Source organism: Paenibacillus sp. FSL R5-0810 (genome assembly GCF_038002285.1).
In the GTDB taxonomy this organism is placed as follows: Bacteria; Bacillota; Bacilli; order Paenibacillales; family Paenibacillaceae; genus Paenibacillus_AQ; species Paenibacillus_AQ lactis.
Genome location: NZ_JBBOCF010000001.1, coordinates 5,374,090 through 5,391,792, shown reverse-complemented (window position 1 = coordinate 5,391,792; position 17,703 = coordinate 5,374,090). Strand labels below are relative to the sequence as shown.

Annotated in this window: 18 protein-coding genes; 10 read left to right on the top strand and 8 right to left on the bottom strand. The window is 52.8% G+C overall.

Features of this window, described 5'->3' with window-relative positions; genetic code table 11:
• Window positions 1–20: 20 nt before the first annotated feature.
• Window positions 21–1,199 (bottom strand): YhgE/Pip domain-containing protein, encoded by a 1,179-nt coding sequence (locus tag MKX76_RS23945; protein ID WP_213616100.1) that lies wholly within the window; start codon window positions 1,197–1,199, stop codon window positions 21–23.
• A 176-nt stretch (window positions 1,200–1,375) separates the two neighbouring features.
• Between MKX76_RS23945 and MKX76_RS23940 the strand changes: the two genes are divergently transcribed.
• Window positions 1,376–1,984, top strand: coding sequence for a TetR/AcrR family transcriptional regulator (locus MKX76_RS23940; protein ID WP_213616098.1), 609 nt, complete (start codon window positions 1,376–1,378; stop codon window positions 1,982–1,984).
• Window positions 1,985–2,038: 54 nt separating this feature from the next.
• Here MKX76_RS23940 and MKX76_RS23935 read toward each other — a convergent pair whose 3' ends face one another.
• A complete protein-coding gene (locus MKX76_RS23935; protein ID WP_007129005.1) occupies window positions 2,039–3,088 on the bottom strand; it encodes an NAD(P)/FAD-dependent oxidoreductase in 1,050 nt (349 codons plus the stop codon).
• 331 nt (window positions 3,089–3,419) lie between these two features.
• Here MKX76_RS23935 and MKX76_RS23930 point away from each other — a divergent pair, with 331 nt between their 5' ends.
• Genes MKX76_RS23930 through MKX76_RS23915 form a run of 4 tightly spaced genes read left to right on the top strand, consistent with a single transcriptional unit; the run spans window position 3,420 to window position 7,256 of the window.
• A complete protein-coding gene (locus MKX76_RS23930; protein ID WP_007129006.1) occupies window positions 3,420–4,292 on the top strand; it encodes an ABC transporter ATP-binding protein in 873 nt (290 codons plus the stop codon).
• Entirely contained in the window at window positions 4,246–5,202 is a 957-nt protein-coding gene (locus MKX76_RS23925) for an iron-hydroxamate ABC transporter substrate-binding protein (protein ID WP_210094174.1), read from the top strand. The genes MKX76_RS23930 and MKX76_RS23925 overlap by 47 nt, the downstream gene beginning before the upstream one ends.
• 36 nt (window positions 5,203–5,238) lie before the next feature.
• Window positions 5,239–6,249, top strand: coding sequence for a FecCD family ABC transporter permease (locus tag MKX76_RS23920; RefSeq protein WP_210094074.1), 1,011 nt, complete (start codon window positions 5,239–5,241; stop codon window positions 6,247–6,249).
• Window positions 6,246–7,256, top strand: a complete 1,011-nt coding sequence (locus MKX76_RS23915; protein WP_007129009.1) for a FecCD family ABC transporter permease — start codon at window positions 6,246–6,248, stop codon at window positions 7,254–7,256. Before MKX76_RS23920 ends, MKX76_RS23915 begins: the two co-directional genes overlap by 4 nt.
• A 116-nt stretch (window positions 7,257–7,372) precedes the next feature.
• On the opposite strand, the gene MKX76_RS23910 is transcribed toward MKX76_RS23915, so the two are convergent.
• Together MKX76_RS23910 and MKX76_RS23905 are read right to left on the bottom strand one after the other, a co-directional pair.
• Complete coding sequence (locus MKX76_RS23910) at window positions 7,373–8,950, bottom strand: BCCT family transporter (RefSeq protein ID WP_007129010.1); 1,578 nt, start codon at window positions 8,948–8,950, stop codon at window positions 7,373–7,375.
• A gap of 97 nt (window positions 8,951–9,047) precedes the next feature.
• Window positions 9,048–9,389: a winged helix-turn-helix transcriptional regulator gene (locus tag MKX76_RS23905; RefSeq protein WP_007129011.1), complete on the bottom strand. Its 342-nt coding sequence runs from the start codon at window positions 9,387–9,389 to the stop codon at window positions 9,048–9,050.
• A 122-nt stretch (window positions 9,390–9,511) separates the two neighbouring features.
• Here MKX76_RS23905 and MKX76_RS23900 point away from each other — a divergent pair, with 122 nt between their 5' ends.
• Entirely contained in the window at window positions 9,512–9,931 is a 420-nt protein-coding gene (locus MKX76_RS23900; RefSeq protein WP_341034723.1) for a YybH family protein, read from the top strand.
• 81 nt (window positions 9,932–10,012) lie between these two features.
• On the opposite strand, the gene MKX76_RS23895 is transcribed toward MKX76_RS23900, so the two are convergent.
• The 3 genes from MKX76_RS23895 to MKX76_RS23885 all read right to left on the bottom strand — a co-directional run bounded on the left by MKX76_RS23895 (window position 10,013) and on the right by MKX76_RS23885 (window position 11,991).
• On the bottom strand, window positions 10,013–10,990 hold the full coding sequence (locus MKX76_RS23895; protein ID WP_213616848.1) for a ring-cleaving dioxygenase: 978 nt from the start codon (window positions 10,988–10,990) through the stop codon (window positions 10,013–10,015).
• A 229-nt stretch (window positions 10,991–11,219) separates the two neighbouring features.
• On the bottom strand, window positions 11,220–11,741 hold the full coding sequence (def, locus tag MKX76_RS23890; RefSeq protein WP_007129014.1) for a peptide deformylase: 522 nt from the start codon (window positions 11,739–11,741) through the stop codon (window positions 11,220–11,222).
• Between the two features lie 4 nt (window positions 11,742–11,745).
• A complete protein-coding gene (locus MKX76_RS23885) occupies window positions 11,746–11,991 on the bottom strand; it encodes a helix-turn-helix domain-containing protein (RefSeq protein ID WP_007129015.1) in 246 nt (81 codons plus the stop codon).
• Between the two features lie 239 nt (window positions 11,992–12,230).
• Here MKX76_RS23885 and MKX76_RS23880 point away from each other — a divergent pair, with 239 nt between their 5' ends.
• The 4 genes from MKX76_RS23880 to MKX76_RS23865 all read left to right on the top strand — a co-directional run bounded on the left by MKX76_RS23880 (window position 12,231) and on the right by MKX76_RS23865 (window position 16,841).
• Window positions 12,231–12,920 (top strand): response regulator transcription factor, encoded by a 690-nt coding sequence (locus MKX76_RS23880; RefSeq protein WP_077568729.1) that lies wholly within the window; start codon window positions 12,231–12,233, stop codon window positions 12,918–12,920.
• A complete protein-coding gene (locus MKX76_RS23875; protein WP_341034722.1) occupies window positions 12,917–13,921 on the top strand; it encodes a sensor histidine kinase in 1,005 nt (334 codons plus the stop codon). The genes MKX76_RS23880 and MKX76_RS23875 overlap by 4 nt, the downstream gene beginning before the upstream one ends.
• Window positions 13,922–14,146: 225 nt before the next feature.
• Window positions 14,147–14,908 carry an ABC transporter ATP-binding protein gene (locus MKX76_RS23870; protein WP_007129018.1) on the top strand — a complete coding sequence of 254 codons (762 nt, stop codon included), beginning with the start codon at window positions 14,147–14,149 and terminating at the stop codon, window positions 14,906–14,908.
• Window positions 14,898–16,841: an ABC transporter permease gene (locus tag MKX76_RS23865; protein WP_341034721.1), complete on the top strand. Its 1,944-nt coding sequence runs from the start codon at window positions 14,898–14,900 to the stop codon at window positions 16,839–16,841. Before MKX76_RS23870 ends, MKX76_RS23865 begins: the two co-directional genes overlap by 11 nt.
• 296 nt (window positions 16,842–17,137) lie before the next feature.
• On the opposite strand, the gene MKX76_RS23860 is transcribed toward MKX76_RS23865, so the two are convergent.
• Entirely contained in the window at window positions 17,138–17,629 is a 492-nt protein-coding gene (locus MKX76_RS23860) for a DinB family protein (protein WP_007129020.1), read from the bottom strand.
• Window positions 17,630–17,703: the final 74 nt, after the last annotated feature.

Sequence of the window (17,703 nt, the reverse complement as noted above, 5' to 3'; positions counted from 1 at the left end):
CGGGCGCTCATCCACTTATGTTACGATGCCGCAACCGACTTTCCTTTATCCGAGCGTTTTCCCTTCTTCACCACCGAAGCTAAGTGCAATACCAAGAAACCGCCGGCGATCGCCCATAGTACCGTATGATTTGCCGTTGCGGATGCCGATCCGTCAAAATACATCACATCCCGAAGCGCCGAAGCGGCAAAGCGCAGGGGGATCCACGAGTACAGCCAATCCTGCGTGGCCTGCGGCAGAAACTCCGGCGCCATATTGAGAAGCGGCATCGAGAAGAACATCAGGAGCACCAGGATCCCCATCGCCGGAAGTCCGAGCCAGTTAAGCAGCGTGGACTGCAGGAGGAAAAATGCGGACCCTGCCAGCCACAGCATCAGCCATACGTTGCCCCCGTTCGTTAGCTCCATGCCATACCAGGAGGAAGCCATCCATACCAGGAAACCGGAGGCCAAACCCGCCAGCAGTAAACCAACAGCACCTTGAAGCACGATCGCGATCCCCCTGCTGCCATCACCAGCTGCTGCTGTCCGAAGCGCCTGGAACAAGGACAAGCTAATAATCAGGCATCCGATCCATAGAATTTGCGTCAGCAGCCCCGGCGCATTGCCGCTTGCATGATTAGCTCCGACCGGGTGGACAATCTTTTCTTGAACCTCAAACGGGGTAAGAAGAGCCTGTGCTGTTGTTACGGGCACCAATTCCGCCTGCGCGCCAATCATGGTCAATGCCTGTTTGGATAGCTCGGAGCCTGCCATCTTGAGCACCTGCCCAAGCATCTGCTTGACCACGGCGGACGCTTGGGCATTCATCCCCTCGTTTACCAGTATGTGAATGACAGCCGGGTTGGGAGCCGGAGACTGAAGGGTCAGCATGCCTGAGCTGAGATTCTCCGGAAGCACCAGCGCTCCGTAATATTTCTGCGCATCCATCCCTTCTCTCGCTTCCGCCTCCGAAGCTACGATCTCCCACCGAACGGGCAGCTGCGTGTTTTGCTCCAGCATTCCCTTCATCTTCTCCCCCACAGCAAGCGTCTCCCCGTTCGGAAGCGCTGCAGGCTGATCCAGCACGACCAGCGCCACTGGCAGAGATTTTGGCTTTGCGCCTACGATCGAGCCCATCATGGCAACGCCAAAGACGGTTAACACCAGAAGGACTGCCAATGCGCCAATCCACAGCATTTTTTGCCTTAAGAACACCATATCCACCACTCCTCATTATAATGAACAAACTGTTGATTAATGATCACACCGTTAATTATAATGGGGAAAGAATGCAGTTCAATCATCAGCTTTATTCCGAGTGTTCATTACTCATCATGTTCAAGATAGGTGTTCATTAATTGGGATAAAATCATCGGTCAGGGGGAGAACACGCTTTGCCTAGAAAAACGGACCGCAGGCAGATTCGAACGAATCAGCTGCTGCGCAAAACGTTGTTTGAGCTTATGCAGGAGAAGTCCGTCAATGCCATCACCGTGACGGATATAACGAGCCGCGCGGATATTAACCGGGGGACGTTCTATCTTCACTACAGGGACGTGCCGGACATGCTGGAGAAGTTGAAGGAAGAAGTGATGGCGGAAATCCACAGCATCGTCCTGGAAATCGACCCGAGGGATACCAGGATTTATGCGGAGAAAGGCGAGCCATATCCGCCCTCCATCCAGATATTCGAGGTGCTCATCAAACACGGCGACTTTATCAAAGCCGTCCTCGGGCCTAACGGAGATATGTCTTTCGTGCGTCAATTCCGGCAGTTCATGACCGAGAATATGTACGACAAGCAGGCCTTTCGAATGGCAGCACAGAATAGCCGGATTCCAAGCGACTATCTGATTGCTTACATGACCTCGGCCAATATCGGGCTGGTCATCCACTGGATCGAGTCAGGGATGAATCTGTCCGCAGAAGAGATGGGCGCCCTGATGACGCAGCTGATCAATTACGGGCCGCTGATCACATCCGGCCTCGTAAGCAAGGCATAACGAAGAGGGATCCATTCGCTGGATCCCTCTTTCATCATTACCATGCAGCTGCCGCTATTTAATCATCTGCTTCACGAGCTCGCGGTTGCGCTCCTTGAACACCTCGTTGTGCGACGATACCATCGCGCTGCGGTGCGCCTCCGGCTCGATAAAGCGCTTGGCGCTGTTGACCGCATTGGCCGCATCCTGGAACGCGCCGGCAATCAGATGCAGCTTCCCGTCGTAATGCAGAATATCCCCTGCGGCATACAGTCCGGGCACGGAGGATTGGCAGTGTCCGTTCCCGGCAATGTAATAATCGTCCACGCGTTCGATCCCAAGCCCGCTGTTCTCAAGCAGGGAAATGTCGCGTTCATAGCCGTGGTTGATAATGACTTCGTCGACCTCAATGACATTTACCTCGCCGGTCTTGCTGTTCGTGAGTTCCACCCGCTCGATTGTTTCGTGGTTCTCCGAAGCGATCAGCTTCGTAATCTGCGTATGGAAAAAGCAGCTGGCCGAGCTGTTCAGCAGCTGCTCGACCTGGGCCTCGTGGCCGCTCAGCTCTTCTTTCCGGTAAGCCAAGTATACCTTCTTCGCGACCGGCTCGAGTTCATTCGCCCAGTCGATGGCGGAGTTGCCGCCGCCGGATATAATCACGGTCTTATCCTTGAAATGCTGCAGCGATTTGACGGTATAGTTGAGGTTCGACACCTCGAACCGTTCGGCTCCTTCAATCTGCAGCTTCTGCGGATTGAGAATGCCCCCGCCAACGGCAACGATGACCGTTCTCGAGAGGTGGGTGCCGGAGTTCGCGGTATGTAATTCGAAGATCCCTTCCTCGTTACGGGAAATGGATTCCACCTTCTCATTCAGCAGCACTTCCGGACTGAAGGTCAGGCCCTGCTGAACCATCTGCTCGATGAGCTTGGCGCCGGTAATCGGAGTCTGGCCTCCGACATCCCATATCATTTTTTCCGGATAGACGTGAACCTTCCCGCCCAGCACCGGCTGGTATTCAATAATCTTGGTCTTCATTCCGCGAAGCCCGCTGTAGAAAGCCGAATATAAGCCAGCCGGCCCGCCGCCAATAACCGTCACATCAAAAATTTCGTTCCCTGCCACGAATTACACCTCCGGGATATATCGGTAAAAGGTTATGTCCATAACCTATACTTGGACGTAAATGATTATCATTATCATTTAGTATACGTTGCCTTCATTTATTTTACAATCGCGGATTTTATTTTTTTCGTTTTTTTATGATTTTATCTATATATAGTAATCCTATTCGGATTTTAGCTATATATTGAACAATAGTGTTGTGTGCATGAAAATTATTTAAATATTCCATGAAGATACTTATTGACAAAGAGAGGTCCCCATATTATATTATGGCTGATATTGAGAATCATTATCGTTTAAAAAGCGAACTTTCCCCAGGAGGTGAACCTATATGATTCGTCTTTGCACAGATCGATTAACTGTCGGTTACGGTGAGAACGTCATATTAGACCGGCTGAACGTCGATATTCCCGATAAAAAAATCACAACGATCATCGGTCCGAACGGCTGCGGCAAATCCACGCTGCTGAAGGCAATGACGCGCATTATCCCGTATCAATCCGGGGCCGCCATTATCGATGGTCAGGAAATCGCGCGCATCAATACGAAGGAGCTGGCCAAGAAGCTGGCCATTCTCCCCCAAACACCGGAGGGTCCGGGCGGATTGACGGTAGGTGAGCTGGTGTCCTATGGACGCTATCCCCATCAGCGAGGGTTCGGACGTTTAACGAAGCAGGATATGGAGGTTATTGACTGGGCGCTTTCCGTCACCGGAACCCAGGATTATAAATATCGTTCCGTGGATGCCTTGTCCGGCGGCCAGCGGCAGCGGGTATGGATCGCGATGGCACTCGCTCAAGAGACCGAGATGATCTTCCTCGACGAACCGACCACCTACCTGGATATGGCTCACCAGCTTGAGATTCTGGAGCTGCTTGAGCAGCTGAACGTCATGCAAGAGCGCACCATCGTGATGGTGCTCCATGATCTGAACCAAGCGGCCAGATTCGCCGATTACATCATCGCTATGAAAGACGGAAGCGTTATTCAGGCCGGTGATCCCGAGAACGTCATCTCGCGCGAGGTGCTGAAGAAGGTATTTAACATTGATGCGGAGATCGGACGCGACCCCCGCACCGGCAAACCGTTATGCATCACATACAATCTATTAAGAGGAGAGCAAGAACATGAACCCCAATTGGAAGCAAAACCTGAACTTGAGGAAGCTGATCATCCCGTTTATCGCGCTGCTGTTCATTCTTAGCGCTTGCAGCAGCCAGCCGAAGGATACCGGAAGCAACGGAAGTGGGACCGCTGCGCCGGAAACTCCAGCAACCAACGACAAAGACAGCGCCTCCGGCACGATTACATACCAGTCCGAGAACGGGCCGGTCGAGGTACCCGCTAATCCGCAGCGTGTTATCGTACTTTCCACCTTTGCCGGGGACCTGATCCATCTTGGCGTCAATATGGTCGGCGTCGATTCCTGGTCCAAGTTAAATCCCGCGTTTGCCGACAAGCTTAAGGATGCCGAAGAGGTATCCGATGAGAATCTGGAGAAGATCATTGAACTGAACCCGGATCTCATTATCGGACTATCGACAATCAAGAACGTCGATAAATTGAAAGAAATCGCTCCTACCGTTACGTTCACGTACGGCAAAGTCGATTACCTTACCCAGCATCTTGAAATCGGCAAGCTTGTGAATAAAGAGAAGGAAGCTCAAGCCTGGATCGACGATTTTAAACAGCGTGCGGAGAAGGCCGGTGAAGAAATTCGCGCCAAGATCGGTGAGGACGCGACCGTATCCGTAATCGAAAGCTTCGAGAAGCAGCTCTATGTATACGGAAACAACTGGGGCCGCGGGACTGAGATTTTGTATCAGGCCATGAAGCTGAAGATGCCTGAGAAAGTAAAGGAAACCGCGCTGAAGGAAGGCTACTACGCCATTTCAACCGAGGTGCTGCCGGAATTTGCCGGCGACTATATCATTCTCAGTAAGTTCAACGATGCGGACACCTCCTTCCAGCAAACCGATACGTATAAGCAAATCCCTGCCGTCAAGAACGGCCGCGTATTCGAAGCGGACGGGAACCGGATCTATTTCAACGATGCGACCACGCTCGAATACCAGCTTGAGTTTATTACCGAGCATTTCTTGGGCCAGAAGTAAACTGCCCATCATCCAAACTTAAGGAAAGATGATTCCATGACTAAGCCTACTCAGCGATCCATCCCTTTCTCCGTCAAGCTTGTTGCCGGTCTCATCGCCTTTGCGGCCATGTTCGTCATTGCGATGGTATTCGGAGCGGCGGAGACCAGTATAAAGGACGTGTGGCTCGCCTTGGCCACCAAGGCCGAAGGCGAGAAATTGTCCGTCCTGAGAGATATCCGTCTCCCCCGCGAGATTGCAGCCATCCTGGTCGGAGCCGCGCTGGCGGTCTCCGGCGCGATCATGCAGGGCCTTACGCGCAACCCGCTGGCGGATCCGGGCCTCTTGGGCCTCACCAGCGGCGCCAATGCGGCGCTCGCATTCACGATGGCCTTTATCCCCGCGGCCAATTATTTCGGCATTATGGTGGCCTGCTTTATCGGGGCCGCCGTGGGGACCATCATGGTGTTCGGCATCGGCGCGATGCGCAAAGGCGGCTTCTCGCCGCTCCAGATGGTGCTTGCAGGCTCCGCGGTCTCGGCCTTTCTGTACGCCATCGCCGAAGGGATCGGCATCTATTTTAAAATATCCAAGGATATCTCCATGTGGACGGCAGGGGGCGTCATCGGAACGTCTTGGGGCCAGCTTCAGACGATCTTCCCGTTCATTCTGATCGGAATCCTGATTGCGATCCTCTTGTCGAGACAGCTGACCATCCTCAGCCTGAGCGAAGAGGTGGCGACCGGGCTCGGACAAAATATCGCGGTCATCAAATTCGTTTTATTCGTGGTTATTATTCTGCTGGCCGGCACATCCGTAGCTCTGGTGGGCAATCTGGCCTTCCTCGGCTTAATGGTGCCCCATATCGTCCGGGGGATCGTCGGCACCGATTATCGCCATGTCATTCCGATGTCGGCTACGGCCGGTGCGGTGTTCATGCTGTTTGCCGATACCGTTGGCCGGACGCTGAATGCCCCGTACGAGACACCGGTAGCCGCGCTGATTGCAGTCATGGGCCTGCCCTTCTTCCTGTTTATCGTGCGTAAAGGAGGGCGAGGAATGGCATGATCCATCCATCATTAGTGAAAAAGCAGCGAATTACGTTTCTTATCCTGTTCATCCTAACCGTGTGCACCGTCCTGGTAGGTTTAGGGCTAGGGTATTCTTCGGTCAGCTATGACCGGATTATTCCGACCCTGCTTGGACAAGGAAGCTTCAAGGAAGAGTTCATTATTTTCTCGGTGCGTCTGCCGCGCATGTTGATTACCCTGCTGGCCGGAATGGCCTTGGCGCTGTCCGGCGCCATCCTGCAGAACATCACGCGCAACGACCTGGCGGATCCCGGCATCATCGGGATCAACTCGGGAGCCGGCGTCGGCGTGGCCGTGTTCTTTCTGTTCTTCCCGATCGAGGCCGGCTCCTTTATTTACATGCTGCCCATCGCCGCCTTTATAGGAGCCGTGCTGACTGCGGCATTCATCTACATGTTCGCTTACCGGAAAGGCGAAGGCCTTCAGCCCGTCAAGCTGGTGCTCACCGGTGTCGGCTTCTCTATGGCACTCTCCGGCGTCATGATCGTGCTCACCTCGTCGGCTGAACGGGAGAAGGTTGATTTTATCGCCAAATGGCTGGCCGGCGGCATCTGGGGCACGGACTGGCCGTTCATTCTAGCGCTGCTGCCATGGCTGATCGTCCTCGTTCCGTTCACGCTGTATAAAGCGCAGCGCATGAATCTGCTCGGACTCAGTGATCCGGTCGGCATCGGTGTCGGCGTGTCCATTGAACGGGAGCGGATCGTCCTGCTCCTGGCCGCCGTAGCGCTGGCGGGATCCGCCGTATCCGTGACCGGCGGCATCACGTTCATCGGTCTGATGGGCCCGCATATTGCCAAGGCGCTGGTCGGCCCCCGCAATCAGCTGTACATTCCGATTGCGGTCCTGATCGGAGGCTGGCTCCTGCTGCTGGCCGACACAATCGGGCGCAACATCGTGGACCCCGACGGCATTGCGGCCGGCATCATGGTCGCCATTATCGGCGCACCGTATTTCGTCTACTTGCTGTTAAAGCGAAGTTAATCGTGCCTAAACCTTAATAGGAAAGGCTTTAATTTAAGCCCATCCCCTGAATTGTAAAGAGCCCTGAGACATTTCACGTGTCCTCAGGGCTTTATTCATAACGGCTTATTCATACGTCACTTTCTCCCCTTATTCGCCGCTTCCTCCAAACGGCGGAACCGTTTGAGATCAGCCTTTCGTACAGGCAGCGGCTCATGGGCCATCAGCCTGACCACCGCGACGATCAGCAGCAGCAGAAGCACCGTAAACGGCAGCGCTGCGATCAGGGAGGCGGTCTGAAGGGCCTCTAGTCCCCCGGCATACAGCAGCACGCCCGCGATGCCGGCCATCAGCGTACCCCACACGATTTTGACCATCAGGGAAGGGTTCAGGCTGCCGAAGGTCGTCATACTGGATAGAATATACGTCGCTGAATCTGCTGATGTCACCAGAAACGTCAGAATCAGAATGATCGCCAGCACGTTCATCACGGAAGAGAAAGGCAGCTGATTAAACAGCTGGAACAGCGCCGAGGTGACATCCGCATTGACGGCTGCTGCTATCCCGGTATTCTCATGCAAGTCATACCAGAGCGCGGTCCCGCCGAATACGGCAATCCACAGACAGGCGATGAGCGGCGGAACGACCATAACCCCGACAATAAACTCCCGCACGGTCCGTCCTCTGGACACTCTGGCTACGAAAGCACCGACATATGGTGACCAGGCAATCGCCCAAGCCCAATAAAAAATCGTCCATTCCCGTACCCACGAGCCTTCGGCGTATGGCTGCAGCCGCAAGCTGTACGACACGAAATTCGAGATATAATCGCCCAGCGCCATGGTGAAGGTCTCCAGAATGAATACCGAGGGCCCGGTGACAAACACAAACAGCAAAAATATGAGCGCCATCGCCAGATTCAAATTACTTAAGTACTTGATCCCCTTATCCAGGCCAGTCGTGGAAGAGATCATATAAGCGACAAAAATAATCGCCAAAATCCCCAGCTGAAGGCCAACACCGTTATGAATCCCCGTAATGGTATTCAATCCGCCGCTCATCTGCAGCACCCCGAGTCCGATCGAGGTCGCGATTCCCATCACGGTGGCAATGACCGCCAAGATATCAATGCTGTTCTTGACTGCAGGTTTGGAGCCGGTTACCGGTTCGAGGGCCGTGGATACAAGCCCATTCTTGTTCTTGCGAAACTGCAGGAATGCAATCACCAGCCCGACGAGGGCAAATACCGACCATTGGCTGATCCCCCAGTGGAAAAAGGAATACCCCATTGCGACACGGGCTGCATCCACGCCTTGGGCCTCGACGCCTGCAAAGGGGGTTTTGAAGAAATGGCTCATCGGCTCCGCCACGCCCCAGAATACAAGCCCGACGCCGAAGCCGGCCGAGAACAGCATGCCGATCCAGGTGAAGAACGGATATTCCGGCTTTTCCTTCTCGCCGCCCAGGCGAATCGTCCCGTACTTGCTGGCGGCAACCCAAATCAGAAAGATGATGATAGCAAAAATCGAGAGCAGATAGAACCATCCGAAATTCGTGGTCGTGAACCTATACAGATGTCCCGCTACTTCACCAAAGGCGCCCGGCATGACCGCTCCCAAAACAGCGAGCACCGCAATGATGACAGCCGAAACCGAGAACACGACATTTTTCAATATATTCTGTTTCACAATGCTCACCCCAACCTGCTTAGTCATCAATCCCTATACAGTATTTGTATTTAAACCGAAATTCATGTACTTAACCGCGGGGCGGGTGTGCAGGCTAGGGTCTATGGGAAAAAAGAAGCCTTGTTTAAGATTCATGCTCGTCCTTGCGCGATGCGATATATGCTTCACCCAGGTGAACTAGTGCTTCAAGGACCGGTTCAAAGCTTCGGCCGTATTCCGTCATCGTGTATTCCACCTTCGGCGGAACCTCAGCATAAACCGTTCTGCTGACGATGCCGCCATGCTCCAGCTCCCTCAGATGGACCGTGAGTACATGCCGCGATACATCCGGGATCGCCCTTTGCAGCTCGCCGAATCTCCGTGTTCCTTGAAACAGCTCATATAAAATGCGGGGCTTCCACTTTCCGCTGATCATCTGCAGGCCGACATCGGCGGGACAGCCGTAAACCTCGTCTTCATAAGGCATGGTGCTCGACAACCTCCTCGGTCATTTTTAGATGACTATGTTATGAATTACTGCGTACTTCCTGCGCAGCTCTTATTTCGATAAGCTGTGACTATAACCATCATAACGAAAGAGGAGATCCAATGAAATCACCGTTTCCAGACAAGCCTGTCCTTCGGCCGGAAGAGATGAATGCGGCTTTTGCCGACGCCTATAATTCAGGAGAGCTTAAACGGCTGCTTGCGCTGTATGAGCCCGGGAGCATTCACGTGCACCCAAGCGGAGCCTTGGAGATCGGTCTCGAGTCCTTCCGTGCGAGCCTCAAGGAGCTGCTTCAGCTTGGAGGCACCATGACCTCAACCAATGTGTACTGTATCCCCTTTGAAAATATGGCGCTTTTGCGTGCGCACTTCACATTGCATTCGACAGGACCGGACCGAGAGCCCTTGCTGCTGCAAGGCCATACCTCGGAAATCTTCAGGCAGCAGCCGGAAGGTCACTGGCTTTACCTTGTCGACCATCCCTTTGGGTCCGGACCGCTGGAGCTTCTCCCAAGCAAATGACATCACTTGAGCGAAAAAGAAGCCGCCCTGACTCGTTAAACGAGCCGAAGACGGCTTTTCGCTGCTGCAACATTCATTCTATTATTCCTTCACGAGTTCCTTCGTGCTGCGCACCGTATCAATCGGCCGCACCAGCTGCTCGATCTGCTCCCGCTGCGGTTCAAGGAACGGCGGCAGCGACAGCTTCTCGCCCAGTGTCTCATACGGCTCGTCGCCCATGAAGCCTGGGCCGTCCGTGGCAAATTCGAACAAAATTTGCGGAGCGACGCGGGCATAGAGCGATTGGAAGAAGTAGCGGTCGACGAAGCCGGAGGTATGGAACTGGAATTGATCCAGCCGTTGAATCCAATGCTCCAGGACCGACCGGTCCTCGACCCGGAAGGCCGCATGGTGGACCGTACCGAATCCCTGCTGGGCCCGTGGAAGCACGGCGTTATACTCGACAATCACTTGGGCGCCATTGCCGCCTTCGCCAACATCGAACAGATGAAGCGAGCCTTCCTTCGCAATCTCCTTGAATTCCAGAACCTTCTCCATCATTTCCTTGAAGTATTCGAAATTCGAGACCCTGACGAAGATCGGTCCAAGTCCGGTAATGGCATATTCCAGCGGAATCGGGCCCTTCTGCCAAGGCGTGCCGGAGGCAATGCCTTCGTTCAATTCATCGGACACAAGCTGATACTGCTGATCGTCGAAGTCGACGAAGGAGAGTCTTTTTTTGCCGAAAAGCTCTTGAATGCCTTGGTGCTTCACCTTCATCCGGTCAAACCGCTTCACCCAGTATTCCAGCGCCGCATCGCTCGGCACGCGGAACGAGGTTCTGTAGATCTCATCGGTTCCGTGCGTGCCCTTCCGGATGCCGGGAAAATCGAAGAACGTCATATCCGTTCCCGGGCTTCCCGTATCATCGGCAAAGAACAAGTGGTACGTCTGGATATCATCCTGATTGACCGTCTTCTTCACAAGGCGCATCCCCAGAACATATGTGAAGAACTCATAGTTCTTCTCGGCGCTGCTGGTTATGGCTGTGACATGATGTATTCCTTTTAATCCATTCATGGTTTCTATTCCTCCATCTCATATGTTAGGCAGTGTGTACAACACGACAACGATTTATTATTTCTAATTCATATATCTTTAATTTAAGATAATTGTAGCACGGATGCGATCTGCCGTCAACATGAACACCGAAACCAATTATATCGTTAAACAAAAAATAGATGACTCCCGCCCATTACCGGTACAGGAATCATCTTGAATCCCTTACCTAGAAACATGCTTATTCTATTTATACAACCCCCGAATTGGTCAGCCTGATCACGGGCAGCAGCTCGATTCTGCGGTTCGTCTCTTCATGATACAGCCAGCCGTCTTGAACGTGATCGACAAACAGGATTCCGTTCAAATGGTCAATCTCATGCTGCATGCACCGGGCCAGATAGCCCTCTCCTTCCAAAATGACCGTCTCGCCCTGCCGATTGAGCGTCTTCACCTTCACGTGGTCCGCCCGCTTCACATATCCGTAGTAGCCCGGATAGGACAGGCACGCCTCGGGCCCTGTCTGCTCCCCGTCCATCTCCACGATTTCAGGGTTGATGAGCTCGATCAGCCCTTCGCCGCAATCCATGACCAGCAATCGGCGCAAAATCCCGATCTGGGGCGCGGCAAGACCAGCGCGGCCTTCCTCATCATACAGCGTCTCCACGAGATCATCCAAAATTTTCAGTGTTCTTTCATTCACCGCTTCAACGGGCCTCGCCGTCTTGCGCAGAATGGGATCGCCAAATGGCACAATCGGTTTTACCGCCATGGTGTTACGCCTCCTTTATCTTTGAAGGTGTCGGTGTATGGACCCATAAGTCGCTCGGCGTACATTCCAGTGCCGTGCACAGGGCATCCAATGTCTCCACCTTCATCTGCTTGGGCCGGTCCGACAGCAAGGCACTGATGGAAGCCGCTGAAAGACGGTAGTCCGCCTTCTCTTGCAGCAGTCTCGCCAAAGCTGCGCCCGACCAGATTCCGCGCTGGGCCATAACGCTTCGCAGCATCCATTCAAGCAAATGCTCCACCTCCCCATCCAACATTCACAAAATATTAGGTATTACCTAATTTTATTAGGCAGCGCCTAATTCGGCAACCCCAAAGTCATCTTACTCCTCACACAAACGGGCTTAGCCATTTATGAAGCAGTCAGCCAAGGCCGATCTACTGTTCCTGAGCACCTTCGTCAATAGCACAACACGCCTTTTTGATATACACTGAAAGAAACAAGCCGAATACATAAAGTGTGGTGACTCCTTTGTTCAAAATTATGCTGATCGAAGACGATGCGACCCTGTTCCATGAAGTCAAGGAACGTCTGACCCAGTGGTCGTACGACGTATACGGAATCCATGATTTCGGGAGCGTGCTTCAGGAATTTACGGCCGTGCAGCCGGATCTGGTGATCATCGATATTCAGCTTCCGAAATATGACGGCTTTCACTGGTGCCGTATGATTCGTTCCCATTCGAACGTGCCGATTATTTTTCTGTCCTCGCGCGACCATCCGACCGATATGGTCATGTCCATGCAGCTTGGAGCCGATGACTTCATCCAGAAGCCGTTCCACTTCGAGGTTCTTATCGCCAAAATTCAAGCTACGCTCCGCCGTGTGTACAACTACAACACCGAACGCACAGAGCTGAGAACCTGGCGCGGAGCTACGGTTGAATATGTGAAAAACATGGTTACGAGCCCTTCGGGATCCGTGGAATTAACGAAGAACGAGATGTTCATTTTGAAAATGCTGATTGAGCGCAAAAATCAGATCATCAGCCGGGAAGATTTGATCAAGAGCCTATGGGACAACGAGCATTTCGTCAGCGATAACACCTTGACGGTGAACGTGAACCGGCTGCGCAAAAAGCTGGAGCCGCTTGGGCTTGACGCCTATATTGAAACCAAGGTCGGGCAAGGCTATATGGCAACGGAAGAGGTTCATTCATGATCCGTGCCTATTTGAGAGAACGGCTGAGCTGGATTCTGCTGTTTGTGTGCCTGCAGGTGCTGCTCCTGTTCGTTGCCGCGATCGACAACGCCATTCCCTTCCAGCCGATCCTTTACATCGCCTTCCTGTCCACGCTGGTGTTCATCGTGTTTCTGGCCGTGCGCTACAACCGGGAGACGAGGTTCTACAAGAGCCTGGAGGCGTGGGACGACACTTATGACTTGGCCGCAATCGATCAGCCGGAGCTTCCGTTCGAAACGCTCGCTATGGAGATGCTCACGCTGCAGACTGAACGCTTCAAGCGTGAATCCTCCATGCGCCGCATGGAGATGGAGCAGGAGAAGGACGAAATCATGTCCTGGATTCACGAGGTGAAGACTCCGCTGACCACGATGCAATTAATCATTGAACGCATGGAAGATGAAACGCTTAAGTCCCGGCTCATGTACGAATGGCTCCGCATCCACCTGCTGCTGGATCAACAGCTGCATCAGAAGCGCATCCCGTTCATCGAGAACGATCTGTTTATCGAAACCGCGCTTTTGGAGCCGATCACCCACAATGAAATCCGGGCGCTCAAATCCTGGTGCCTCCAAAAGGGCATCGGCTTTGATGTCTCCCTGGAGGTTACGGAAGTGCTGACCGATGCCAAATGGCTTGGCTTCATGATCCGGCAGCTGCTGACCAATGCCGTCAAATACAGCGAAGCTTCGGACATTATCATTGAAAGCGTCCTGGTCGATGGCCATGCACAGCTGACCATTCAGGATTTCGGCCGCGGCATCGATCCGAAGGATTTGCCCCGCATTTTCGACAAGGGCTTCACCTCTACGACCCAGCACCATGACAGCGCGGCAACGGGCATGGGCTTGTATTTGACGCAAAAGGTAGCGGATGCTCTCTTCATCCGCATTCGCGTCGTATCCACGCCCGGAGAAGGGAGTATCTTCACGCTCATCTTCCCGAAGAAGAATGAAATCGTCCATATTACCGGCATGTGACAACAATGTCACATGCTTTTGCGCTTTGTTCGCCGAATCGAAGGAAAAGCCCTGCCTCCTCCTTTATGATAAGGACAACAAGGAAATAACCGGCGGCCGATCGGTGTGGAAAATGCTCCGGGCGCAACGGCCAGGTTATTTTCCACGGGAGACCCGGCTGGGCTTTCTCTAGCGCTGAGCTCTAAAGCCCCCCGGTATCCATACGACAAAGGAGTGAAGAAAAACGTGGCCATTCTTGAAGCACATCAAATCCATAAAAGCTACGGGAACAAATTCAATAAACAGGAAGTTCTGAAGGGCATCGACATCAACGTGGACAAAGGAGAGTTCGTCAGCATCATGGGCGCCTCCGGTTCCGGGAAAACAACGCTGCTCAACGTGCTGTCCTCTATCGATAAAGTCAGCCTCGGCAGCATCAAAATCGAGGGTAAGGAATTTACCGGCATGAAGGAGAAGGAGCTTGCAGAGTTCCGGAAGCATCACTTGGGCTTTATTTTCCAGGATTACAATCTGCTCGATACCCTGACCGTCAAGGAAAATGTCCTACTCCCGCTGTCCATCAAGAAGGTATCCAAGAAGGAGGCCGATCAGAAATTCCAGCGGATTGCGACAGAGCTTGGAATCTATGACCTCAAGGATAAATATCCGAACCAAATTTCCGGCGGCCAGAAGCAGCGGACCTCGGCGGCGCGGGCGTTCATCCATGATCCGAGCATTATATTCGCCGATGAGCCGACCGGGGCGCTGGATTCCAAATCGGCCTCGGACCTGCTCAACAAGCTGAGCGATTTGAACCAGAAGATCCACTCGACGATCATCATGGTGACCCATGATCCAGGCGCAGCCAGCTACTGCAGCCGGGTCGTCTTTATCAAAGACGGTCAAATCTATACGCAGCTGAACAAGGGCGAGCAGTCGAGACAAGCGTTCTTCAACGATATTATCAAAACCCAAGGCGTGCTGGGCGGTGTGCAGCATGAACATTAATTATCTGATCTACCGTAATTTGAAGAAAAATATTAAAAATTATTATCTGTACGTTTTCGCATTGATTTTCAGCGTTGGCCTGTACTTCTCCTTCGTTACGCTGCAGTACGATCCGTCCATGGATGAAGTGAAGGGCTCGATGAAAGGGGCTGCCGGACTCGGGGCCGCCTCGGTGCTGCTGGTAGCAATTGTCGCCATCTTCCTGCTCTACGCCAATACGATATTCATCAAACGCCGAAGCAAGGAGATCGGGCTGTTCCAGCTGATTGGGCTCACCAAGGGAAAAATCTTCCGGATCCTGAGCGCGGAAAATCTGATCCTGTATTTCGGCTCGATGGTGATTGGCGTTCTTGCCGGCTTCGCCGCTTCCCGGCTGATCCTGATGATTTTGTTCAAGGTGACCGGCGTCGAAAGCGAGGCCACCCTTAGATTTTCCAGCCAAGCCTTGATCCAGACGGCCATCGTATTCGCCGCCATCTACATTCTGATCATGGTCATGAATTTCACATTCATTAAGGGGCAGAGCATTCTGTCGCTCTTCCGGGTCGTATCGACCACCGAGAACCGCGTCCGGAAAATGTCGCTTGTCGAGGTGATCCTCGGGCTCCTCGGCATCGGACTCATCCTGGTCGGATACTATGTATCCACCAAGCTGTTCAGCGGCGATTTCACAAACATGAATGAATTGTTTATGGCGATGGTCTTCATTCTAGGGTCGGTCATTATCGGAACCTACCTGTTCTATAAGGGCTCGGTCAGCTTTATTTTCAATCTGATCCGCAAGAGCAAAGGCGGATATCTGTCGGTGAACGAGGTGCTCTCGCTCTCCTCGATCATGTTCCGGATGAAGTCGAACGCCCTGCTGCTCACCATTATTACGACGGTCTCAGCGCTCGCCATCGGGCTGCTGTCGCTGAGCTACATCTCTTATTATTCGGCGGAGAAGTCAGCGAAGCAAGGCGTCCCGAATCATTTTGCCATCGCGGTACAGGACGATCTTGCTGCCTTCACGCATGCGCTTGCGGAAGCGGATATCGAATTCAAGCAGACCGATCGGAACGTGATTCAGGTGGACGCGGATGTCTCCAAGATTATCGGGTCCAGCTTTGAAGAAACGGGACAAAACGGCTCTATGATCATCGCAGTCATCAGTGATGAAGGCATTAAAGACGTTGACGTATCCCCGGAAGAAACGCTGTTTACGGGTTCAAGCGATGCGGTCCAGCAGTTCATGTCCATTCAGGCCACGGGACAGATTGAGCTTCGCGGAAGCAAGGAGAGCATTCCGCAACAGCTGATCGGAACGAACAAGGACGCCTACATCTCGTATAATTTTGCCAACAATGGCCTGCCGACCGCCATTGTCGACCAAACCGTATTTGAACGGTTAAAGCAGGATCTCGATCCCAAGATCCAGAAGGAAACGAATGTCTACCATGGCGTCGATATCGTAGATCCTGCGGCCATCAATCAAGCGAACGAAATATTTATGGATCTCGGTATCGGGGAACATACGGGAAATCTGTCCCAAATCACGATGATCACGGACCAGAAGAGCAACATGGGACTCATCATGTTCATCGTCGGATTCCTTGGCCTGACCTTCCTTATTACTTCAGGTTGTATCCTGTACTTTAAACAGATGGATGAGGGCGAGGAAGAGAAGCCGACGTACACGATCCTCCGTAAGCTCGGGTATACCCAAGGCAATCTGCTCCGGGGCATTCAGTTCAAGCAGCTCTTTAACTTCGGCATTCCGCTGATCGTGGGGCTATCCCATAGCTATTTCGCAGTCAAATCCGGCTGGTTCTTCTTTGGCACCGAGCTGTGGGCACCTATGGTCATCGTAATGCTGCTATACACGGCGTTGTACTCCATCTTCGGCCTGCTGTCCGTGATGTTCTACAAGCGGGTCATTAAAGAGGCGCTTTAAGTAGGGGAACAATATACAAGCAAGTTTGAGGGTTCTTCGAGCGTTTGGGTTTGTTCAAGTTAATAGAATGAAGAAGGTTAGCTAAATCATATAGAAAGCCAGTTTCGGTTGAGCCCGAAGCTGGCTTTATTTTCGCTTGAAGGTTCATTTTTTCAAGTTAAGAATCATTAGAAGCGGAGCGTTCCCCTTTATCCCCTGACTTCAGCAAACGAAATGGGATTAGAGGAAACCCGGGGATAAGAGGGATCGGAAGTACAATCCGCATGTGCAGTGCTGAGAACACCCCTCCTCTAACATTACCAATCCAGCGCCCTGCAGCTCTTCTGCAGCTTGCGGATGTAAACAATCTGGCCGATATGATAAGCATTATGTGTTGCAGCGTTGCTGATGATCTCCCACCACTTGGCCGGCTCCGGAAAACCGCTAACATCCTTCTCCAGGGTATCCGCAGACTCGGACAGCAGCGGCTGCCATCCTAGTAAAACCTCCAGCAGTCGTTTCCTTAGCTCGGCAAACGTCACATGATCCGGAAGGAGAAAGCTGAGATTATTGTCTTCAATTGCAGGCACCGCATCCATACGTTCTTCCCTGTACCGGGTCTGCCACGTTTCATTCCAATAGAGCAGATGCTGAACGATCTCTGCAATGCTGTGACTGTCGTTCGCCGGCGTCCAGAACGCCTCGTCCTCCGTCAGATCCCGGGTGGACTGCTGGAAGGGAATATACCAGCTCGGATCATTCGCACCCGCGAGCAGCTGATTTCTTAACACCTCACTTGCATGCGCCATAAATGCCTCACTCCTCCACGAAAAAATAAATGAGACGCACAGACAATCATTATTCATTGTATAACAGGTCATGT